The sequence below is a fragment of the Nocardia alni genome, from assembly GCF_019038435.1.
Taxonomy (GTDB): Bacteria; Actinomycetota; Actinomycetes; order Mycobacteriales; family Mycobacteriaceae; genus Nocardia; species Nocardia alni.
Genome location: NZ_JAGPOX010000097.1, coordinates 1 through 19,167, shown reverse-complemented (window position 1 = coordinate 19,167; position 19,167 = coordinate 1). Strand labels below are relative to the sequence as shown.

Here is a 19,167-nt window from a genome sequence, read left to right as displayed (position 1 = left end):
GGGTTCGTATAATCACAACGGGCACTCCGGCCGACACCGGTCGGCCGGAGTGCCCGTGTGAGAGGCCTTGGTCGTCGGCGAAGAGGCAGCGACGGGATAACATCGGCTAAGATCAGCGCGTTCTTCACGGTCCAGCAACCGGCCGGTGAGTAGTTCGGCGTGCCTCGAGCCGCCGGGGCATGGTGATCGGAGGCCAGGGTGCCGGTGTTGACCGACGAGAACGCTGGAATTGTCGCTCCGCTGCAGAATGTGATAATTCTGCTGGTCGAGGATGACCCCGGCGATGCCCTCCTGGTGGAGGAATTGATCGGCGAAGGGGCTGGGCTGGGAATGCACTGGGTGCGATCGATCGCCGAGGCCGGCGAGTATCTGAGCACCAAGGTTCCGGATTGTGTGCTCTTGGACCTGCATCTTTCCGATGCGCAGGGCCTGGAGGCGCTGGCACGCATCCATCGTCACACCGATGTCGCCGTCGTCGTCATGACGGGGCTCGACGAGGAACGGACCGGCTTGGCCGCCGTCGCCGCCGGCGCCCAGGACTACCTGATCAAAGGCCGGGTCGAACCGCAGCTGTTCGGCCGCTCGGTGCGCTATGCCATCCAGCGTAAACAGGCCGAGCGCGCGACGGTGGCGCTGCACGCCAGTCAGATGCGCGCGCAGGAGAACGCCCGCTTGGAGCGCGGTCTGCTGCCCACGCCGCTGCTGCCGGCCGAGGGCGCGGTCGAGGTGATCGCCCGATATCGTCCCGGTCGCGATCACGCGCTGCTTGGCGGGGATTTCTACGATGTCGTACAGGACTCCGACGGACTCGTGCACGCGATCATCGGTGATGTGTCCGGCCACGGCCCGGACGCCGCCGCCGCCGGCGTGGCGTTGCGATTGGCTTGGCGCACACTGATTCTCAGTGGCGTGTTCGGTTCCCGGCAGCTGCGGTTGCTCGAACAGTTGCTGCTGGCCGAACGAGCCGATCGGCAGACCTTCGCGACGGCCACCGTCGTGGTGCTGGATCCGCACTCGCACACGGTCCAGGCCCGGCGTGCCGGACATCCGGGTCCGCTGCTGTATTCGGGCGACGAATTACGGTGGCTGGAGCTGCCGGGCGGTCCCGCGCTGGGCTTCGTCCCGGGCAGGGCCGAGTGGCCGGTGTACGAACTGTCGCTGCCGGTCGGCGCGAGCCTGCTGCTGCTCACCGACGGCCTGTTCGAGGGCTGCGTCAACGCGGCCAGGGACCGGCTCGGCGAAGATGGTCTGCTCGACCTCGCCCGGGAGGTGTTCGACCCAGTTCCGGAACGGTTCGTCGACGACCTCATCGGCCGGGTCGAGGGCCTGGCGGAAGCGGCCGGTGGTCTCGACGACGATCTGGCCGTCCTGCATCTGCGCTGGCGATCGGAGACGGTCGGGCGATGACATCCTCCGCACGACGCGATTCCGGCCTGGTACGGCGCTTGACAGTGCTGAGCTGGTTCCAAACCGTGATCGCCTGCATGATCCTGCTGGTGATCATCGGCACGGTCGTCGGCGCCCAGGTTGTCAGGCAGGCCAACGAGGCCGGCAACCGGCTGCTCGACCACACGGTGCCCGCGATCACCGACGCCTTCCGGCTGGAGACCGCGTTGATCGATCAGGAGACCGGTTTGCGCGGCTACGCGCTCACCGCCGACCCGCAGTTCCTGCAACCCTATGATTCGGGGCGCCAACAGCAGGACCGCGCGACCACCCGGCTGCGGAACCTGTTCGCCGGCCAGCCGAGACTCCTGGCGGATCTGGACGCCGTCGTGCGCCTGGCCGATCAGTGGTATCGCGGCTACGCCGAACCTCTCGCCACGGCAAGCACGCCCGATGCCGTACGCGGACTCGGTCCGGCATCCATCGACCGGGGAAAGGCGATCTTCGACCAGCTGCGTACCGCATTGGACACGCAGAATGCCGACCTGGCGCACATGCGCACGCGCGACACCGCCGAACTCGACCACGCCAACACGGTGCGCAACAGCGCACTGATCGGCATGATCGTCATCTTCGTGCTGGCCGTCCTCGTGCTGACCGTGCTGGTGCGGCGCCTTGTCGTTCGTCCGCTCGACTATCTGGCCACCGCATCGCGCCAGGTCGCCGACGGTGATTTCGGCCGCCGCATCGATGCGTACGGTCCGGCCGATCTGGCTGCCGTCGCGACCGCCGTGGAGGAGATGCGCCGGCGCATCGTGGCCGAACTGAGCGCCTCCCGCGAAGCCGGTGTCGTCCTGGAACAGCAGAAGGTGTCTCTGGACGCTCAGGCGATGGAGTTACGGCGGTCCAACGCCGAACTCGAGCAGTTCGCCTATGTCGCCTCACACGACCTGCAGGAGCCGCTGCGCAAGGTCGCGTCGTTCTGCCAACTGCTCGACAAGCGCTACGGCGACATGCTCGACGAGCGTGGCGCGCAATACATCTACTACGCCGTGGATGGCGCCAAACGTATGCAGGTGCTGATCAACGACCTGCTCACCTTCTCGCGGGTCGGACGCCTCAGTGACGACAGCACTCCGACGACGCTCGATCAGCCGCTGGACAAGGCGATCGGCAATCTGTCGGCGCTGATCGAGGAGACCGGCGCCCGGGTCGAAAGCCCCGACGAGCTTCCCGAGGTCACCGGCGTGCCGGTGCTGCTGACCATGCTGTGGCAGAACCTGATCGGCAATGCGATCAAGTTCCGGCGTCCGGACACCGAGCCGGTGGTCCGGGTGACCTGCGCAGCCGACCAGGAGCCCGGCATGTGGCTGTTTTCGGTGTCGGACAACGGAATCGGTATCGCACCCGAATTCGTCGAGAAGGTCTTCGTCATCTTTCAACGGCTGCACAGCCGTGAAGAATACGACGGCACCGGTCTCGGCTTGGCGCTGTGCAAGAAGATCGTCGAGTACCACGGCGGTCGAATCTGGATCGACACCGATTACGCCGATGGCGCCCGGTTCTGGTTCACCCTGTCCACTACCGGCACGACACCCGTCGAATTCTCCGAACCCGAAGGAGCCAGCGCATGACCCGCAGCGGTCAGCCGATCGATATCCTGCTCGTCGAGGACGATCCCGCCGACGAATTGATGACCCGAGAAGCGTTCGAGGACAACAAGATCGGCAACACCCTGCACGTCGCCCACGACGGCGAGGAGGCGCTCGACTTCCTCTACCGCCGCGGATCGAACACCGAGGCCCCGCGACCGGATCTGATCCTGCTCGATCTGAACCTGCCCCGATACGACGGGCGCGAGGTGCTGGGCACGATCAAGTCCGATCCGGAACTGGCCCATATTCCGGTGGTCGTGCTCACCACCTCGGCCGCCGAGGAAGACATTCTGCGCAGCTATCAGCTGCACGCGAACGCGTACGTCACCAAGCCGGTCGACATCGATCAATTCATCGCGGCCATCAAGCAGATCGACGATTTCTTCGTCCAGGTCGTGCGGTTACCACGCCCGTAGCCGAACGATCAGGTCGCGCTCGGCTGTCCGGACGCGAGCGCGGCCTCGAGCGTGTCGTACAGCGCCAGCATCTTGTCCAGCCCGGTTACCTCGATCGGCCGGCGCACGGCGCTGGACACGACCACCCGCAGTTGGTGTGGCTTGGTGCCCTCCACGGCGACCAGCAGCGCGCTGAGCCCGGCCGATCCCATGAATCCGACCCCGGACAGGTCGGCGACGACCATCGTGCCGACGTTCTCGGCCTGTTCGAACGCCGACTTCAGCAACGGCACCGAGACGATGTCGATCTCCCCGCGAGCCGCGACAACCGTCACGGTGCCACGGGTGTACACCTCGACATCGAGCATGTCCGTGGACTCTTCACCGCTCATCGCTTCGTCTACCTCCACCGCGCGGACTCACATCACCGGAGTTGAACCTACCCCACCCACGGCGCGGTCGATCCCCCGAACACTCCCGTCCGGGGGCGGCGGTGGGGGGTTCGAGCCGTGGCCGCCCCCGGTCCGGACTCCCGCGTAGCGCTCACGGCGCGAATCAGGGCCTCCAGCAGTGGATTTCGCTGTACCATAACGAACTATCGCCGGTCGGAACAGAGGCGGCGGGCAAGGGGCCGATGATGGAGGTCGTGGGCGTCCACCACTCGTACGGCAGGCGGTCGGTGCTGCGTGGCATCGATATGGCGCTGCCCGGCGGTGCGCTGGTCGGGATCGTGGGTGAGAACGGCGTGGGCAAGTCGACGCTATTGAGGATTCTGTCCGGGGAGATGCGACCGAGCCGGGGGACGGTTCGGCACCGGGGCCGATTCGGGTATTGCCCGCAGCAGGTGATCCTGAACAATGCCTTCACCGTCCGTCAGCATCTGGAGTTCTTCGCGGCGGCGTACGCGATCGAGGATCTGCGACGGGCGCAGGAGGTCATGGAGATCCTGCGATTCTCCGAGTACGCGGGCGAGCGGGCCTCGACGTTGAGCGGCGGTACGCGCCAGAAGCTCAATCTGACGCTGGCGGTGATGCACGATCCGCAGGTTCTGCTGCTCGACGAGCCGTATCAGGGCTTCGACTGGGAGACGTATCTGCGGTTCTGGGATCTGGTCGCGCAGTTCCGGGACACCGGCCGGTCGGTTCTGGTCGTCTCGCATCTGGCGCACGACATCGACAAATTGGATCAGGTGTGGCGGTTGCGCGACGGCGTCCTGCAAGGCGGGCAAGCATGAGGCAGGGGCTGCGGCTGTTCCTGACAGCTACGCGCTACGGCCTGGTCGAGCATGCTCGCAATCGGTTCGCCATGCTGCTGGTGGCCGTCTTCGTTCCCGCGGTGATCAGCCTGGTGCGCCTGGCCGTCATGCGTATCGAGGTGTCGTTCCGGCTTCGGGGGACCGGTGTCGTGTTGCGCGCCAACGGAAACGAGCTGGCTCAGATCAGCGCCGCCATCGCCGCGGTCACGCTGATCATCGGATTCATGATGTTCGCGGCGACTTTCGGTAGCGGCGAGTTCGACCGGCGGCTGTCGATGGCCGGATTTCCGCGAGTCGCGCTGGGGCTGGCCAAGATCGCCTGCCTGGTAGTGGCCTCGGTGGTGGTCAGCGTGTACGCCACGGCGATCCTGTGCTGCTACTGGTCGCCCCGGCAGCCCGTCATGCTGGCCGCGGCGCTGTTCTGCGCGGCGATGACCTACGGTGCGCTGGGTGTGGTCCTGGGCACGTTGCTGCGGCGGGAGGTGGAGGGGATGTTCGCGATCGCGATGATCAGCTGCGTCGACATGGCCGTGCAGAACCCCATCGCCAGTATCGGGGCAGACGGCGATTTCGTGCGCTGGCTACCGTCTTTCGGGGCGATGCAGGTCGCGACAGCGGCGGGATTCTCCGGCGCCGTACTGCTTTCGGGCTTCGGCATACAACTGGTCTGGTTCGCCGCGAGCGTCGTGATCGGTCTGGTCACGTTCCATCTGCGTACGCGCTCCGCGCTGCGGACGCGTGTTTCGGCATTCCGCATCCCCGGACCGGTGAGGTCCGGGGATGCGGCGGGGCGCCGAACCGACGCCCCGCGTGAGACTTACGGCGCGGCAGGCGCGGATTCATCTGCCCCGCGGTAGATCTCGCTTCGAAGTCGTTCCAAATCCAGTGCGGGGGAGGCCGAGTCGTGGGTGTGCCGCTCGGATTGATTCACCCGGACGAGCACCTCGGTCATGTTCGCGTACATCGCCGCGATCTCCTTGCGCCGGCCCGACAGGCCCGGAATCATGCGCAGGAGCGCGGGGACGTAACGAATCACCGAGTCGAGCTGGGCGCGATACTCGGCCAGTTGGCGCCCCACCTGCTCGACGGCCTCCTCGCGGGTGCAGCCGGTCTCCCGACAGACCGCCCGGACCAGGTTGTAGGGAGCCCGGTCCGCCTCATCCCGAGCCAATCCGACCAGGTCGTTCTCCACGCTGCCCACCAGGAACAGCAACTCCTCGAGACGCCGGATCACCGGGTGGTCGCGCAGCCTCGACGGTAGCTCCCGGTCCTGGTGCACCTCGACACCGGCGATGATGGTTTCGATCCCGGAGGTCGACTTCCGTAGTGGCACATAGTCGGCCGTGCTGGGTACATAGCCGGTGATGCGGTGGTGCGCCTCGCGTTCGGCCGCCTCGAACCACTGCTCGAGGTTGTCCAGGAACCGCTCCTGCCAGCGGGCGCTGCGGCCCTCGCGCACACGCGGCCACAGGCCGGCCCAGGCCGCCGGGATCGCGCCACGGATCTGCGGGTCCTGGCGCAGCATCGCCACCAGGCCGTGCCGCAGTGCGGTGACCGCCTGCGGGTCGGTCAGCCGCGGATCGTCGAACAGGTCGTCCCACACCAGGGACAGCAGGGCCAAGCCGGCGGTGGTCTGGACGCGAGTGGTATTCGCGGCGGGCATGATTCGGTTCGACTGCAACCGCAGAACTCCCGTCCACCGGTGGTCGCGATCGAGCTCGTCCGGGGACAGGACCAGGCCGGTATCCATCATCCAGTTCCGCACCCAGTGCGTAATCTCTTGCGGGACTATGTAATCAGGGGCGGTTGACGGCTGTTTCGCCGGTGCGGGAATCACGAGCAGCGCGGGTCGCCGATCCAGTACCGACCGGGTATACGCGCTCATCGCGCGCCGGGCGCCCGGATGGGCGCGCAGCGCGGCCAGATGACCGTCGGCCCGGTCCATGAACGTGTCGGCCAGTGTCCGCGCCTCGTCCACGGCGCCGGAGGCGATGACGAGTTCACGGGCTCGCGCGGCCTCCTCGCCGGTCATGGTCCTGCGCAGCAGGCGGGCCAGATCCCCGTCGCGGGCTGCGGCGCGGATCACCGGAAGTGTGTAAATGCCTTCGGGCAGATCCGAATTGACCGGCTTGCCCATCTCCGCGGCGGTCGAGGTCAGGTCGAGGATGTCGTCGAAAAGCTGATAGGCCATCCCGAACTGCCGGCCGAACATGGCCAGCGCCTGTTCGTCGGCCTCGTCCCGACCGGTCTGCATCGCGCCGACCCGGCAGGCCAGTGAGAGCAGCGCCGCCGTCTTCCCGTCGATACCGTCCAGGTAGGACTGCTCGGTGCGGGAGGCCCCGTAGAGGTCGGCGGCCTCGATCATCATGCCCTCGCACATCTGCTCGCCCACGGTCATCGCGGCGAGAACCTCGCGCTGGCCGAGTTCGGCCAGTATTCGCGCGCCCGCGAAAGTCACGGAGTCGCCGCCCAGTACGGCCAGATGCGATCCCCACACCGCGTTGGCGCTGGGACGACCGCGACGCTGGTAGGCGTGGTCGATGACGTCGTCGTGATACAGCGAGCCCAGGTGCAGTAACTCGACCGCGGCCGCGGCGCGCACCACCCGATCTCGCGCCGGAACCGCGGGATCGGTGAGCAGGTAATACGACTGGAGCGTCAGGGTGGGGCGGACCATGCGGCGAGAGCCGTCCGGCGCCTCGTCCGTCAGCCCGGTCAGGATGTTCCTGCTCGGCAGCCGCGCGGGGCCGAGAACGTCACGGACGCGGTCCAAGTCCGCCTCGAGATGGGGGAACACCACGGAATCAATGTCACTGGACACGAGTTCGCTCCTGCCTGATCACAACCTGCACCGTCAACAGTGAAATTGGACACCGGAGCGGCGCGGAACATGTTGGTATCGGCCAGTTTTGATGATTTCGACTCAGCATGTTCATGCTGAGTCGGGGGCCGGAGGCCCCACTGCGCGTGTGCGGCGTGGTTGCTACTCGATGGTTACCCTGCGGTCGCACGCGACGATCGCTATCATCGAAGCGCCCAAACGCAAACATGCGAACGCAAATGTGCTGCCGTCGAGCGCATTTGATATGTCAATTGAAATTGTATCGCTGAGGCCGGACACGAACCGGGCCGCAGCACTGCGCGCAGGGGAGGTAGGACGTGGCCGACTCGAACACGGTCGTGCGTGCGTATGCCCTCCACTCCGTCAGGTTGTTCCCGCGGCCGCCTGCGGCCGTCGTCGCGCGACTACCCGACTGAGCCGCCTCACGGATCCGGTTCGACCGAATGCGCGTGCGACCCGGATTCGCCCTCTGCTACCTCTTCAAGGAGCTTTGCCATGATTCTCCCGGAGTTGCACGCTAGAGCTCACCGCCTCACCACAGGAGGCGAACTCGGGTGAAGCTGTACTCGCCCGAGTTCGCGGCGGACCCGCACGGCGCATATCAGGCGATGCGCCGTGAGCACGGGCCGCTGGTTCCCGTCGACATCGCGCCCGGCGTCTCCGCCACCCTCGTCCTGGGCTACCGCGAGGCACTGCAGGTCCTCGGCGACCCCGCGCGGTTTCCCGCCGACCCACGCCTGTGGCAGTCCCGCCAGGACACCGGATGTCCGTATACGGCCGCCATGGGCTGGCAGCCCACCGCCTCCCGCACGTCGGGGGATGAACACATCCACTACCGTCACGCGATCACCTCCGCCATCGACCGCGTCGAACTACATCCCTTGCGGCGCATGGTCGAACGCACTTCGGTCAACCTCATCAACGAGTTTTGCCAGATCGGCGAGGTCGACCTGCTCAACCAGTACGCCGTCCCGCTCACCGTCGAAATCATCGACCAGCTTCTCGGATTCACCCCCGAGGTCGGCGACGCCATGTTCGACGCCATGATGACCCTGCGCGACGACCCGGCCCCGGAGGCCGCGGCCCAGGCCGACACCGTCATCGCCACCGCGATGACCAAGCTGATCGCCGCCAAACGGGCCACACCAGGGCACGACCTGACCTCGTGGCTGCTGGCCGAATCCGCCGGCCGCGACGACGCGGAAACGGCGCAGGCCATCACCATGCTCTACACCGCGGGAACCGAACCGACCTGGAACCTGATCGTCAACACCCTGCTGCTGATGATCACCGACAGCCGATTCGGCAGCGAACTCCTGGGCGGCGCCCTCTCGGCCCGCGACGCCATCGATGAGGCGTTGTTCGCCGACCCGCCCCTGGCCAACGCCTGCATCAGCTATCCCCGCCAACCCCAGTTCGTCGGCGACGTATGGCTACCCGAGCACCAGCCCGTCGTGATCAGCCTGGCCGGCTGCCACGACGACCCCTCGGTGCGCGGCGAACGCACCGGAAACCGCTCCCACCTGGCCTGGGGCGCGGGCCCCCACGCCTGCCCCGCCCAATCGGTGGCCATGCTCATAGCCAACGAAGCCCTGGACCAACTCCTGGACGCCCTACCGGACCTGGAACTGGCCCAGCCCATGTCCGAATTGACTTGGCGCCCAGGCCCATTCCACCGAGCCCTGACCACCCTCCCGGTAACCTTCCCCTCCTCCCCACCCCTCAACTACGTCTGACCCGAACCCGTCACCGCTACCCAGCAACCTCCAGAGGACCTCGCCGCGAGTGCGGGCGGCGAGTTGCCGGGCGCCCGATACCGAAACAGCGACGCCGCCGGACCCATGGGTCCGGCGGCGTCGTCGTTTGCGGACCTGTGCGCCGCCGTGTCCAATTTGCTTGACATCCAACCGGACTCGGCTCCAATCGTTCAACTGTCGTATCTGTCGCATGGCGGTGAGTGGCAACCTCTTTTCGTGCGATAAGGGGTGCGTCGATGTCGAGTATCGCCGAATCGGTCCACGCGAGAACTGAAAACCTAACACTCGGTACTGATATTGCATTAGCAGATGCGAACGCAGATGCGGATGTTATTGCAGCATGGAATATTGCGGCGTACCGTAGCGATTGATGGGACCGGCTCGGGGTCCGAATTCGACGGAAAACCAACAGGATCCACGCACTCGACGAGAACTCGGGATCAACCATGAAGCTTGCACCCTCAGCCATGCGACGGTTTCGTGTCCGGACGTGCGGTCCGGGGCGTAGATCCGGACCGCTGCACGCACTGTGGCATCTCCCGGCCGCGGTGGTAGGGCGATAATCGCGAATCATGGTAGGGCTGAAGGGGATTGGCGTTCGGAAACCGCCTCGAATCTGCCCCCGCACGTACGAAAGTATCCGTTTGCTCGTCGGTTCCCGACCTCGGCAGGAGCGGGGGCTCGGTCGGCGTCTCATTTCATGAATACGGAGGGCTCTCCATGAGTCTTATCTCCTGGCCCGACGACCGCGGCGATACCGACCGGTTCTTCGGCCGCCGTCAGACCGCTGCTCTGACCCTGCTGGCAAGTTCCGGCAGCGCCGAACTGTTCTCTCTCACACCGCATGTCACCAACAACGCGGTCGTGATCTGGGTGCTCGCCCATGGTGTGCTGCTCATGTCGGCCCTATGGATCCTCGCCGAAATCCTGATCCGGCTCACCCTGCATACCCTCGATCAACGGTACAAACATAATCTCGGCAGCCCAGGGATGATCGCCACGGCCGGTGAAGCGCCGGTGCGAGGCGCCCGTGTCCGAGCCGGCTCGGCGCGAGCACGGGGACGACGGTGATGGTCACGCCGCACGGCCGGGCCGCATTCGTCCCGAATGGCTGATACCGATGCCTTCGAGTGTGCACTTGTACGTGGAAACCATTGTGGCGCGCTGATGTTCTGTTCAAATGAAACCTGAGATAGTGAAGACGGCTCGGCGGAGATTCCGAAAAGGGCGGCCCGGTCCAGCTGAGGATCTGTCCACAGCACTTCGAACGGTGTCGGAGACCAATCGAGTCATCGCCGCAACCGATACGAAGGTTGGATTGCTGCTGACCGCGAACGGATTCGCGCTGACGGGGCTGATCGCGGCCTCCCGCACGCACACGACCCTGCTCACATGCATAGTTGCCGCCACCCTCGGGGTGTCGCTGCTGGTGTGCATACTGTACATGGCTTCAACCCTGCGCCCGAACCTGCGCGGCGCTGGGGTCGGGAACTGGTTCAGCTTCCCGACCTTTCCCACCGAGATCGACCGGCGACCGAGTGTCGCAGTGCTGGCCGATTACGCGTGGCGGGAGGCCGCGGTGCTCGCCGAGGTCGCCCGCCGCAAATATCGCAGGTTCGCGGTGGCTTTGCGATGGAGTGCGGTGAGCCTGATCGTGTTCGTGGTCTGGTTCATCGTGTCGTCGCTGTCCGGTATCGGTGGATGACGGCTAGGTGGGGACAGGGCCTGCTGCTGAAATGGGTCAGATGTCCTCGTCCTCGTCATCTTCCTCGTCGTCGTCCGGCTCGGTGTCCAGAGCGCTGAGCGTTGCGGTGTCGGTGATGATCGACGATGCGGTCAGTTCGATATTCGGCTTCGAGGCAGAATCTCCGACTGCGGTCGGCTTGGTGGCGCTGTCGATGAGCGCATTGACTTTCGCCAGAAGCTGGTCGCCGTCCCGCTTGTTCAGCATGCCCTTGTCGAGCAATAGGGTGATGATCTCCCGCGCGCTCTGCTTGTTGATGTCGTGCTGGACGGCCAACTGCTCGATCACCTTACCGACATCATCCCTACGGGAGGCCAGCTGTAGCGCGAACATGCTGAGATCGCCATCGCGCAGCGCTTGCAGATAGTGATCCATGCGGATCTGTTCGCGCTCGATGTGGTTCTGCCCCTTCAAGCTTGCGATCTCGTGCTCGAACTTCGCGGACTGCAAGTTCAGGCCGTGTCCGGCGTCGTTCTCCCCGTGTTTGAGTTCCGCATCGCGCAGCACGACGTTGTGCTCGGAGAGTCGGCGTTCCTCGGCCCGTCGGTCCAGGGTCCGGTGCCGGAGGTGGCTGAGGGTTTCCGAGTCCGGCCGCAGCTGAACCCGGCACTCCAGCAAGGTCAGTCCGTAGCCCAGTTCGATGGGGCGGGAAGCGAAGAACGAATTCACATGGTGCTCGGCGTCGAGGAACTGGTCGACTTGGAATGTGCGGCCCATCGCCCGAAGGTGTTGTTCGACGATCGGGCGGTAGACCAACTCCGCGGCCCGCACATTGGCCCGGATCGCCTGCACCGGATCGGTGATTCGCCAGGACAGGTGTGTTTGGACGACGAAGTTCAGTGCGTTCTCGACAGTGGGCACCTCGACCTGGAATGACGCGTGATGGACCGCGACATTCACCCAGTACACTCCGGTGGGCCGGGCGCCGAACAGGGCGGCCGTTTTTCGTTCGATCGGCACGAGGCGGCCGCTCCGGTCCAGTGAGACGGTCAGCCAATATCCGTCCGATTGCGGGCGGAATTGACGCCAGTGTTCGCCGGACATTGCCAGGTAGCGGACCAACATCTCCGGATTGTTCGCATTCATTCCGTTTGTTCCTTCGGATCGAGTTGTTTCGAGTCGACTCGTCCCATCGAATCCAGAATCGTGAGCATGTCCTGCACCGCGCGCCGGGGCCCCTTGGGTTCGGCGGCCCATTCCTTCAGGTGGTAGGGAAGAATCTCGTTGTCTTGCATGGCATTCCCGAGAGCGAATAGGAAGTGTGCGAGTGGTTCGCGCAGGTTCGCGTCCCTCTCGGCTATGCCGACCCAGTCCTGGATCTCGGCATAGGTGTCGGGTGGGTGGCCAGGAGTTTCCATCAGGCGGGCGAACAGGGCGATGATGGCCTCGCGAGGTGTCCCGGTCAGGCATACCGCCACCGGCCACTCGAGCAGGCCTCGCTCGGCGCGTACGCGCTGGTAGCGGCTCAGGTCCAGCACGCACCGTAATCCGGTGTCGCGCAATCGAGGACGGGCTGTAGGCCTGGTCCAGCGCAACAGCTCACTCAGGATCCGTTCGGTGAGCCCGCCCGACCAGAACAGCTGGGCCATCGAGTACGACGCGGCCAGCCGGAGTGAGAATTGGGTGCTTCGCGCCGCACGGCGCAGCCGTGGAATTGCCGTTTCCGGGATCGCCTGCCCGATCTCGCTCCCCAGCGTCCGCGCGGCGGTAACGCGCAACGCCAATGGCTGGTCACGATGCAACCAGGCGCCGAGCATTCGTGAAACGAGCGGTGCGAGATCGGAGTACAGGAATGGGATCTGCAACGCAGCCATCGCGGCAGCCCGGTCGTAGCGTGTGCCGCTGCGCGCCCACGGTTCGATGACCACGGTGCGTGCATGCTCGAATTCGAAGGTGGACAGCAGGCCGGCCGCCACTCCCGCGCGCGCACAGACCCTGAGATCGGAGCTGCTCCCGAGTGTCCGCAGCCACTCGCGCACGAGTTCGTGGGCGGTGTGATATTCCTGCCATATTCGGTCGAGAACCTTGGGAGGGTAGCTTGGATCGGTGAATTCGACTACATGGACCGGGATTTCACCGTAGGCGGTGTTCTCGGTCGATCGGTACGATCGTGCCCGGGCTGCGGTGATGAGTTCACTGTTGCGGGATCCGAACACTGGCCATGCGGGTGTTTCGTCGGGTTGCTCTGCGATGGCGATGACCTCGGCCAGCGTGCGGGCCGCGTCGGACACGATGTACAGCGGCATTCTGTTGAAGACCGCTAGGGCGATCGTGAAGGCGCGAGATTCCGGGCTGGGCTGTTCGTCGAACCATCGCCGGAAGCCCTCACCGATCGCGGCGTCATGACGGTCACGAATCTCGGTGATGTCGGTGCGTTCATCGGCGACATCGGCCAACTCGTCGCCCAGCTGCGCGAGAACACGTGCGGCCGGGCGATCTCGGGTGTATCTGTCCAGCAGTGAGGCAACCTCGGGCCGGTCGAATAAGTCGGCCGGATCGCGGTCCAGACGGTACCGCACGTGGTTTCGGACCAACTCGGTCGTGTCTGCGGGATCGCCTGCGTCGAGGAGATATTCGCCGAGGTCGGGCGGCAGGGCGGTGGCGTCGTCCAGCAGGACGATCATCAGGCAGTTGTGCTCGCTCAGTCTCCGACACAGCTGTTCGAGGTGGAACCGACGAAGGTGAGCGGCCTGATCGGGACCGAACGACTCCATCAGATATCCGGTGTGTCGGGTGAATTCGATCTCCAGCGATCGAAGCTCTACGTCGGGTTCGAGTGTGTACACACTCGTTGTGGACTGTTCGTCCAGCGCGCGCAGCGCAACTGTTGTGCGCCCCCAGCCTTGTGGTGCGCGCAACAGCAGTAGTAACTGCGCGTCGAGTCTTCGACGGATGTCCTGAAACATATTTGGTTCCACAAAGATTCGTCGGATCCACTCGAGTCGCTCGGTGGTCACCATGCCGCTCCATACGGTACGGCGGCCCGTGGCATTCCCGAGGTTGTCGCGGCCCACCTGGGTGCCGATCGATGCGTCGCCGCCAATGTAGTTGGTGGCGTAAACTGTTACATTCTGTGCTCCGGTGGGGATGCCGCGCATCGAACCGACGGCGGCATACATACTTTCGGCTGTCGTACGGGTATCGCCGAGAAGCTCATCGTCGGTGGTTTGTTTCTCGTTCTGCTCGGTGGCCTCCGGGTTCCGGCCGATGTCGGTGGCGGGTTCCGAGGCGTCGCCGCCGTGTGGCTCGACGTTGGAGTTCTCGGCTTCCGTGCCGTCGGCCGGATCATCCTGGGGTGTTTCGGGATTGGTGTCGCTCATGATCGCCCGTTGACGTTGTCGCGGCCGACCTGAGCGCCGATGATCGCATTACCGCCGATGTAGTTCGTGGCACGGATGGCTGCCTCGTCCAGGCCGGAGCCGGGCGTTCCCCATCCGTCGGTGGAGTGATCCTCGGATCTTTCTGGGGCGGAATCGGATTCCGGTAGTGGAGGTGTGGGATATCCCGGTACGCGAATCCAGATGCGCTGGTCACCGGATCTCGAATGCATTGTGGAACTGCCATATTCATCCGGCGTAACCGTGTCCCGGTAACTGTGACGGACCAGGCCGCTGAAAACCACGTCCGAGACCACCACGACCGCGTCCGCGCGGGGTGCGCGCTCGAGCGCATTCTTGACCGCTTCTGCCGAATTCATCCGGAACGTCGTGGTCAGCGCGTCGCTGGACCATCCCTGGTCGTCCTTGCCGACATAGCCTTCGTGGACGGCGATGCGCACCCGCAGCCAGTTCATCGGGCCCGCCGTACTGTTGTGTTCGCGCACGCCGGTCAGCATTGCGCCGACGACCTGGTCGAGAACGTCCAGAACCGGAATGCCGAGTATCAGCATCGCTCCGTCACCGCGATCCTCCTGAGCCACGGGGGCTGCGGGGTTCGGTAACGCAGCGTCGATGATGCGGTAGAGCGTGGCACGCATCGCATCGGCCTGCACATTGGTCAATGACTCGGAATTCTCGACGTCCACTATAAGAAACGATCGGTGAGTGGGTTCGGGCATGATCTCTCCTGGTTTGTGTGACGTCCCCGTGGATCGGGCGGTTCCCCAGGTTTATCGGCGGGGGGCGCGCGTGTCTGCGTCCGAATACACACTCGGGGGACCATCGGCGACTTCGGCGAGTAGGTCGGGCCGTAGCAGCTCCACGTAACGGCGAGCTGTTCTGATCGCGCCGATCTCACGCAAGTGCTTGAACGCCTTGGCTACCGCTTCGCGGGATGCGTTGGCCGCGTTGGCCAATTCGGTCTGAGTCAACGGCAGGGCGATGACCACCCGATCCGCGTCGGTGCGCCCGTATCGCTGGGCGTATTCGAGCAGCAGTCGCGCCAGCCGCTCGGTGACGGTGTATGCGCCGTAGTCCAGCCGCTGCACATCGGCCTCGCGTAGCCGGGCCGCCACGGTGCGTAACAGATCGAACGTCAGCGCGCCGTCGCTGATCAGCAAGGCGCGAAAAGCCTTGCCCCGCACAATAGTTGCGACAATCGGCGAGATCGCGGTCGCGGTCGCCGAGCGAGCACCCGCATCGATCGCGGAGAGTTCTCCGAGCAGATCGCCGGGGCCGCGGATGGCTAGGACGACCTGTCTTCCGCTCGGTGCGGACGAGCCCACTTTCACCCAGCCCGACTCGATCACCAGAACGTGATCGGACGAATCGCCTTCGTGTAATAAAACCGCGCCGATCGGCCAGCGTTGCTGCACACCGGCTTTCAGCAGTTCCGCGCTGCCGAACCGAGGTAGAGTATCGAGATGCAGTGTTGTTCCCCCTTGTGAGCCGCCGCGTTCTACGGTGGTGACTGTGCGACAGGCTAATCGATCGGTCTGCGCTTGTCGCCCAACTGGTTTGAGGTGAGCAGAATTGCGGGCGTGGCCGCGGGCAGAGGCTGGGTCGGTAGGCGACTGCGGCTGGGACAGCCTGCAGTCGTACCGCCATAGACTCGACGGTCAGTGAGGCATCGACTCGGTCGGCACGCTCCGGACGTTCTGGACACTGTGATGTCCGACCGCGATCCGATGGCGCTGCATGAATGGCGGAGATACCGCTTCCGCCTCAGCCTGTTCCCAGCGCCGCTCGTCTGGGTCCGGCACCCACAGACCATCGATGTGTCGACTCCTGTCCGATAGCGCTCGAGCCAGCCGAACGAAGTCCTGTAGCGACGAATGACTCACCTGCAGCGGTGAATCGCTCATGGGATAGAGCTCGTCGCCCTCTCTCAGGATGTGGTCGAGTTCAGCGCACAGCCCACATGAGATGTCGTCCTTTGCGAGGGGCACGGCACAGAATTGCAGGTAGAAACCGATCCTCTGCAAGAGGGGCTCAGAAATGAGAAAGGGGGACGGACGGTGAGTGAGGTGAAGCAGGGCGAGCCTCGCACACGTTGTCGCATTGGCGCGGCTCGGGACGCTGACATCGGCCGGACGCAGCCTGCGCAATGGCTGTATCCGCAGCCGCATCACCTCGTAACCGCTCCCGGCGTCGAGGTATTTGGTGATGTCACGGCGCTCGTGGCGGCGGTGCCAGTATTCGCCGTCGTACTCGACAATCAGGTCGTACCGCTCCTTCTTGCAGGTGCGGCGTCGTGGGGGTCGCCGATGAAGCGTCGCTGGTACTCGCCCTCGATCGAGAACACCATGTCTGGACGCACCGACCCCGGAGGACCGAGCAAACCCGTTCCGAGCGCCACGTTCAGCGCCGCGAAGACATCGATCTCAGAGATCGACGATCCAGGCTTCGGTTCCCTGCCCAACGGCCCGCGATGTCGCCCACCAAACATTGGACCACCGTAACGCCGAGATGTGACACAGTCGGGCGCTGGTTTCGACCGGCCCAGGTCAGCGGTTCCCGTGTCCTTGCCGTCCTGTGGAGCTAAGGGGAATCGAACCCCTGACCTTCTCGACGCGAACTCGGGCCTCCTCGCAATGCTGCGAGCAGTTCGTTGACCAGGGCTGCGAAGGCCGGAGCGATTGCCGGGTCGCCCTGGGCTGCGGCGGAGGCCAGGCGGGCGAGTTGTCCGCCCGGGGTGGACCCGTGTGTCCGGAAGATATTGAGGGCCTCGTCGGTCGCGGCGGTGGCATGCTCGTCTTCCCGGTGTTTGCCGAATCCGCTGACCAGGTCGGGGACTTCGATAGCCTGCAAGAGACGGAATACGTCCAGTGAATCCTTCTCTTTGAGCCGGTCGGGCTGCCGGTCTACCTGCTCCAGCCGCTCGCCGAGCTTGATGGCTTTCGCAGTCAACAACGCCGCCGGGCCGGCTACCCGCAGATCGCACTTCCTGGAGTCGCCGGGCTCGAGCGCCATGATGGAGGCGATCTCATTGTCCAGCAGGGCGGGTTCGAGTCCACGGGCAATCCGGGCGGTGAGCTTCTCGTGAGGGGTGATTCGCGCCGCGCGTGCCGTGGCTTTGATCGTGCCTGCCTGATGTGGCACGACCATCAGGTCAACGGCAATGTTGTTGACTGCCACCCAATGCCCGGGGTTGGGACCTGGAGTGAAACCTGCGGCCCGCATCATCTCGCCGATCTCCGGTGCGTTGGCGAGCTCGCAAGTGTTGACCGCAAGGTCGGCATCCGTCGTCATGAGGGGCACGTTGAGGTCAGCTGATCCGGTGTGGTGATAATTTATTCCTTCCACGCTTCGTTGTCGTTGGCGAGTACATCCATAAGCTGCTCGGCTTCTGCGTCGGACCGGCCGGGCAGGGTGAGTAGGTCTGCGATGACGAGCGGAACCGGCGCCGCTGCGAGTTCGTCATTGTCGGCTGGAGTGAGTAGGTCGGGGTCTTGCGGCCGTGCGATGACGACGTTCGCGGTCATCGGGTCGGCGTCTATCAGCCCGAGTCTGCTGGCCAACTCGGTTGGACGTGCGGCGTAGATCGCTAGCAGCCGCAGGGGAACCACGGAAGTCGTCGACTCGGGCAGCAGTCGGCGTGCGGCGGCCGATCCCGTAAGGGCGACGCTTCTTTGATCAGCGAGCCGAACGAGAGTCCGCTCCAGCCCCCTCGGCGCTATGTAATAGCCGATCGGCGAGTTCGCCTTGGCGAAGGAGTAGTCGACCACCCACCGCCGCAGCAACGCTCGCCGACGGACAGTGATAACACTGCCGTTCTCGTCGCGATCGACGATGCCCTCCGAGACCAGGGTGGCGAGATGCTTGGAAACGGACCCCGGTGAGACATCGGCGAGGCCGGCGAGGTTGCGGACTCCCACAGGGAGGTCCGCGGTCGCCAGAGCGCGGATGGTCCGGCTCGCGGCGAGTCCGTTGAGTCGGGTGACCGCGCTGGACTGTCGAGTTCGCGGCGCACGCGCGGCACCCTGTCCAGTGAGGAGGATCAGGGGATCCGCGGAAGTCACCCGAACCCACCCGGTGGTGTCGGCGAACCCGAACCCTTCGGAGGCCAGCGCGTCACGAAGTGCGGGCCCGATGTAGTCCGACACGAATAGCACGGGTATCCCACCCGCACGCTCGAGTTCGCGGAGCACCGGAAGCAGCAAGGGGGCCGATACGGAGCGCTTGGCCTCCACGAGAAAAGCGGCTTTCTGCCCGGTTGGTCCCACCAGTTCGATGACCGCGTCGACACGCGGATCACCGGACGACGTGTCATGACGCTTGTCGAGACGCCACGAGGCAGGCAAAAGCACAGAGATGCGATCGATTGCATCGTCCACCAGCCCTGTTTCGCGAGAATCTCCGTTTCTCATGATGAGAAACAGTGTATTTAAAGAAACGTGCCTGGTCAACGTCAAAATGGTCGGAAGCGATCACAGTCGATATCTGCGTGGACTCGTTCTGGTGACCTCGAGCGGGTGCGGGCAATACTCAGCAGAGTTCCACGCCGATATCCTGGCAGATCATCGACGCGGCAGGTGTCTGACCTCGAAAAACAATCAACCCCTCCGACTTCGAGCCAGTCGGAGGGGTTGTATTTGTGGAGCTAAGGGGAATCGAACCCCTGACCTTCTCGATGCGAACGAGACGCGCTACCAACTGCGCTATAGCCCCGTGGTTCGTCTCCGAACCAACGTTGGAGAACTTTAGCAGGTGTGGGGGTGAGACTCCGAATCGACTGGTGGGGAGGGGTGCGGGG

The 19,167-nt window shown here is 64.8% G+C and carries 17 protein-coding genes and 1 tRNA gene; 9 read left to right on the top strand and 9 right to left on the bottom strand.

Translation table 11 applies throughout. The features are described from left to right. Positions 1-207: 207 nt before the first annotated feature. From JZ791_RS29875 to JZ791_RS29865, 3 genes are read left to right on the top strand one after another with little or no spacing between them, the layout of a single operon-like run. Complete coding sequence (locus JZ791_RS29875) at positions 208-1,407, top strand: PP2C family protein-serine/threonine phosphatase (RefSeq protein ID WP_254206557.1); 1,200 nt, start codon at positions 208-210, stop codon at positions 1,405-1,407. After that, a complete protein-coding gene (locus JZ791_RS29870; RefSeq protein WP_216898822.1) occupies positions 1,404-3,020 on the top strand; it encodes a sensor histidine kinase in 1,617 nt (538 codons plus the stop codon). The genes JZ791_RS29875 and JZ791_RS29870 overlap by 4 nt, the downstream gene beginning before the upstream one ends. Continuing rightward, positions 3,017-3,457 (top strand): response regulator, encoded by a 441-nt coding sequence (locus tag JZ791_RS29865; protein ID WP_216898821.1) that lies wholly within the window; start codon positions 3,017-3,019, stop codon positions 3,455-3,457. The genes JZ791_RS29870 and JZ791_RS29865 overlap by 4 nt, the downstream gene beginning before the upstream one ends. Before the next feature lie 8 nt (positions 3,458-3,465). Here the strand turns inward: JZ791_RS29865 and JZ791_RS29860 are convergent, their stop codons facing one another. Then, the gene (locus JZ791_RS29860; protein WP_216898820.1) at positions 3,466-3,828 is read right to left on the bottom strand and encodes an STAS domain-containing protein; all 363 of its coding nucleotides are present in this window, start codon (positions 3,826-3,828) and stop codon (positions 3,466-3,468) included. A gap of 242 nt (positions 3,829-4,070) precedes the next feature. Here JZ791_RS29860 and JZ791_RS29855 point away from each other — a divergent pair, with 242 nt between their 5' ends. Further along, positions 4,071-4,670 carry an ABC transporter ATP-binding protein gene (locus tag JZ791_RS29855; protein WP_254206555.1) on the top strand — a complete coding sequence of 200 codons (600 nt, stop codon included), beginning with the start codon at positions 4,071-4,073 and terminating at the stop codon, positions 4,668-4,670. After that, the gene (locus JZ791_RS29850; protein WP_216898818.1) at positions 4,667-5,548 is read left to right on the top strand and encodes an ABC transporter permease; all 882 of its coding nucleotides are present in this window, start codon (positions 4,667-4,669) and stop codon (positions 5,546-5,548) included. Before JZ791_RS29855 ends, JZ791_RS29850 begins: the two co-directional genes overlap by 4 nt. On the opposite strand, the gene JZ791_RS29845 is transcribed toward JZ791_RS29850, so the two are convergent. After that, a complete protein-coding gene (locus tag JZ791_RS29845) occupies positions 5,509-7,512 on the bottom strand; it encodes a polyprenyl synthetase family protein (RefSeq protein ID WP_216898816.1) in 2,004 nt (667 codons plus the stop codon). The genes JZ791_RS29850 and JZ791_RS29845 overlap by 40 nt on opposite strands. A 575-nt stretch (positions 7,513-8,087) precedes the next feature. Between JZ791_RS29845 and JZ791_RS29840 the strand changes: the two genes are divergently transcribed. From JZ791_RS29840 to JZ791_RS29830, 3 genes are all read left to right on the top strand, one after another. Then, positions 8,088-9,269 carry a cytochrome P450 family protein gene (locus JZ791_RS29840; RefSeq protein WP_216898814.1) on the top strand — a complete coding sequence of 394 codons (1,182 nt, stop codon included), beginning with the start codon at positions 8,088-8,090 and terminating at the stop codon, positions 9,267-9,269. Positions 9,270-10,010: 741 nt separating this feature from the next. Further along, positions 10,011-10,361 carry a hypothetical protein gene (locus tag JZ791_RS29835; protein WP_216898812.1) on the top strand — a complete coding sequence of 117 codons (351 nt, stop codon included), beginning with the start codon at positions 10,011-10,013 and terminating at the stop codon, positions 10,359-10,361. 199 nt (positions 10,362-10,560) lie between these two features. After that, positions 10,561-10,995: a Pycsar system effector family protein gene (locus tag JZ791_RS29830; RefSeq protein ID WP_216898810.1), complete on the top strand. Its 435-nt coding sequence runs from the start codon at positions 10,561-10,563 to the stop codon at positions 10,993-10,995. 36 nt (positions 10,996-11,031) lie between these two features. On the opposite strand, the gene JZ791_RS29825 is transcribed toward JZ791_RS29830, so the two are convergent. From JZ791_RS29825 to JZ791_RS29810, 4 genes are read right to left on the bottom strand one after another with little or no spacing between them, the layout of a single operon-like run. Next, complete coding sequence (locus JZ791_RS29825) at positions 11,032-12,120, bottom strand: hypothetical protein (RefSeq protein ID WP_216898808.1); 1,089 nt, start codon at positions 12,118-12,120, stop codon at positions 11,032-11,034. Further along, positions 12,117-14,354, bottom strand: coding sequence for a hypothetical protein (locus tag JZ791_RS29820; RefSeq protein ID WP_216898806.1), 2,238 nt, complete (start codon positions 14,352-14,354; stop codon positions 12,117-12,119). Before JZ791_RS29820 ends, JZ791_RS29825 begins: the two co-directional genes overlap by 4 nt. Further along, complete coding sequence (locus JZ791_RS29815; RefSeq protein ID WP_216898805.1) at positions 14,351-15,091, bottom strand: hypothetical protein; 741 nt, start codon at positions 15,089-15,091, stop codon at positions 14,351-14,353. The genes JZ791_RS29820 and JZ791_RS29815 overlap by 4 nt, the downstream gene beginning before the upstream one ends. A 51-nt stretch (positions 15,092-15,142) precedes the next feature. Beyond that, a complete protein-coding gene (locus JZ791_RS29810) occupies positions 15,143-15,787 on the bottom strand; it encodes a Crp/Fnr family transcriptional regulator (protein WP_216898803.1) in 645 nt (214 codons plus the stop codon). Between the two features lie 642 nt (positions 15,788-16,429). On the opposite strand from JZ791_RS29810, the gene JZ791_RS29805 reads away from it, so the two are divergent. Continuing rightward, positions 16,430-16,873, top strand: a complete 444-nt coding sequence (locus JZ791_RS29805; RefSeq protein WP_216898801.1) for a hypothetical protein — start codon at positions 16,430-16,432, stop codon at positions 16,871-16,873. Between the two features lie 79 nt (positions 16,874-16,952). Here JZ791_RS29805 and JZ791_RS29800 read toward each other — a convergent pair whose 3' ends face one another. The 3 genes from JZ791_RS29800 to JZ791_RS29790 all read right to left on the bottom strand — a co-directional run bounded on the left by JZ791_RS29800 (position 16,953) and on the right by JZ791_RS29790 (position 19,082). After that, positions 16,953-17,663: a hypothetical protein gene (locus tag JZ791_RS29800; RefSeq protein ID WP_216898799.1), complete on the bottom strand. Its 711-nt coding sequence runs from the start codon at positions 17,661-17,663 to the stop codon at positions 16,953-16,955. A gap of 41 nt (positions 17,664-17,704) precedes the next feature. Then, positions 17,705-18,820, bottom strand: a complete 1,116-nt coding sequence (locus JZ791_RS29795) for a helix-turn-helix domain-containing protein (protein WP_216898797.1) — start codon at positions 18,818-18,820, stop codon at positions 17,705-17,707. Between the two features lie 189 nt (positions 18,821-19,009). Next, positions 19,010-19,082: transfer RNA gene (locus JZ791_RS29790), tRNA-Ala, on the bottom strand. Between the last annotated feature and the right edge of the window lie 85 nt (positions 19,083-19,167).

Bases quoted from the DNA above. Each gene is read 5' to 3' on its own strand.
- JZ791_RS29860 (WP_216898820.1), bottom strand. From the start codon at position 3,828: ATGAGCGGTGAAGAGTCCACGGACATGCTCGATGTCGAGGTGTACACC.
- JZ791_RS29865 (WP_216898821.1), top strand. From the start codon at position 3,017: ATGACCCGCAGCGGTCAGCCGATCGATATCCTGCTCGTCGAGGACGAT.
- JZ791_RS29815 (WP_216898805.1), bottom strand. From the start codon at position 15,091: ATGCCCGAACCCACTCACCGATCGTTTCTTATAGTGGACGTCGAGAAT.
- JZ791_RS29855 (WP_254206555.1), top strand. From the start codon at position 4,071: ATGATGGAGGTCGTGGGCGTCCACCACTCGTACGGCAGGCGGTCGGTG.
- JZ791_RS29850 (WP_216898818.1), top strand. From the start codon at position 4,667: ATGAGGCAGGGGCTGCGGCTGTTCCTGACAGCTACGCGCTACGGCCTG.
- JZ791_RS29800 (WP_216898799.1), bottom strand. From the start codon at position 17,663: ATGACGACGGATGCCGACCTTGCGGTCAACACTTGCGAGCTCGCCAAC.
- JZ791_RS29825 (WP_216898808.1), bottom strand. From the start codon at position 12,120: ATGAATGCGAACAATCCGGAGATGTTGGTCCGCTACCTGGCAATGTCC.
- JZ791_RS29820 (WP_216898806.1), bottom strand. From the start codon at position 14,354: ATGAGCGACACCAATCCCGAAACACCCCAGGATGATCCGGCCGACGGC.
- JZ791_RS29835 (WP_216898812.1), top strand. From the start codon at position 10,011: ATGAGTCTTATCTCCTGGCCCGACGACCGCGGCGATACCGACCGGTTC.
- JZ791_RS29870 (WP_216898822.1), top strand. From the start codon at position 1,404: ATGACATCCTCCGCACGACGCGATTCCGGCCTGGTACGGCGCTTGACA.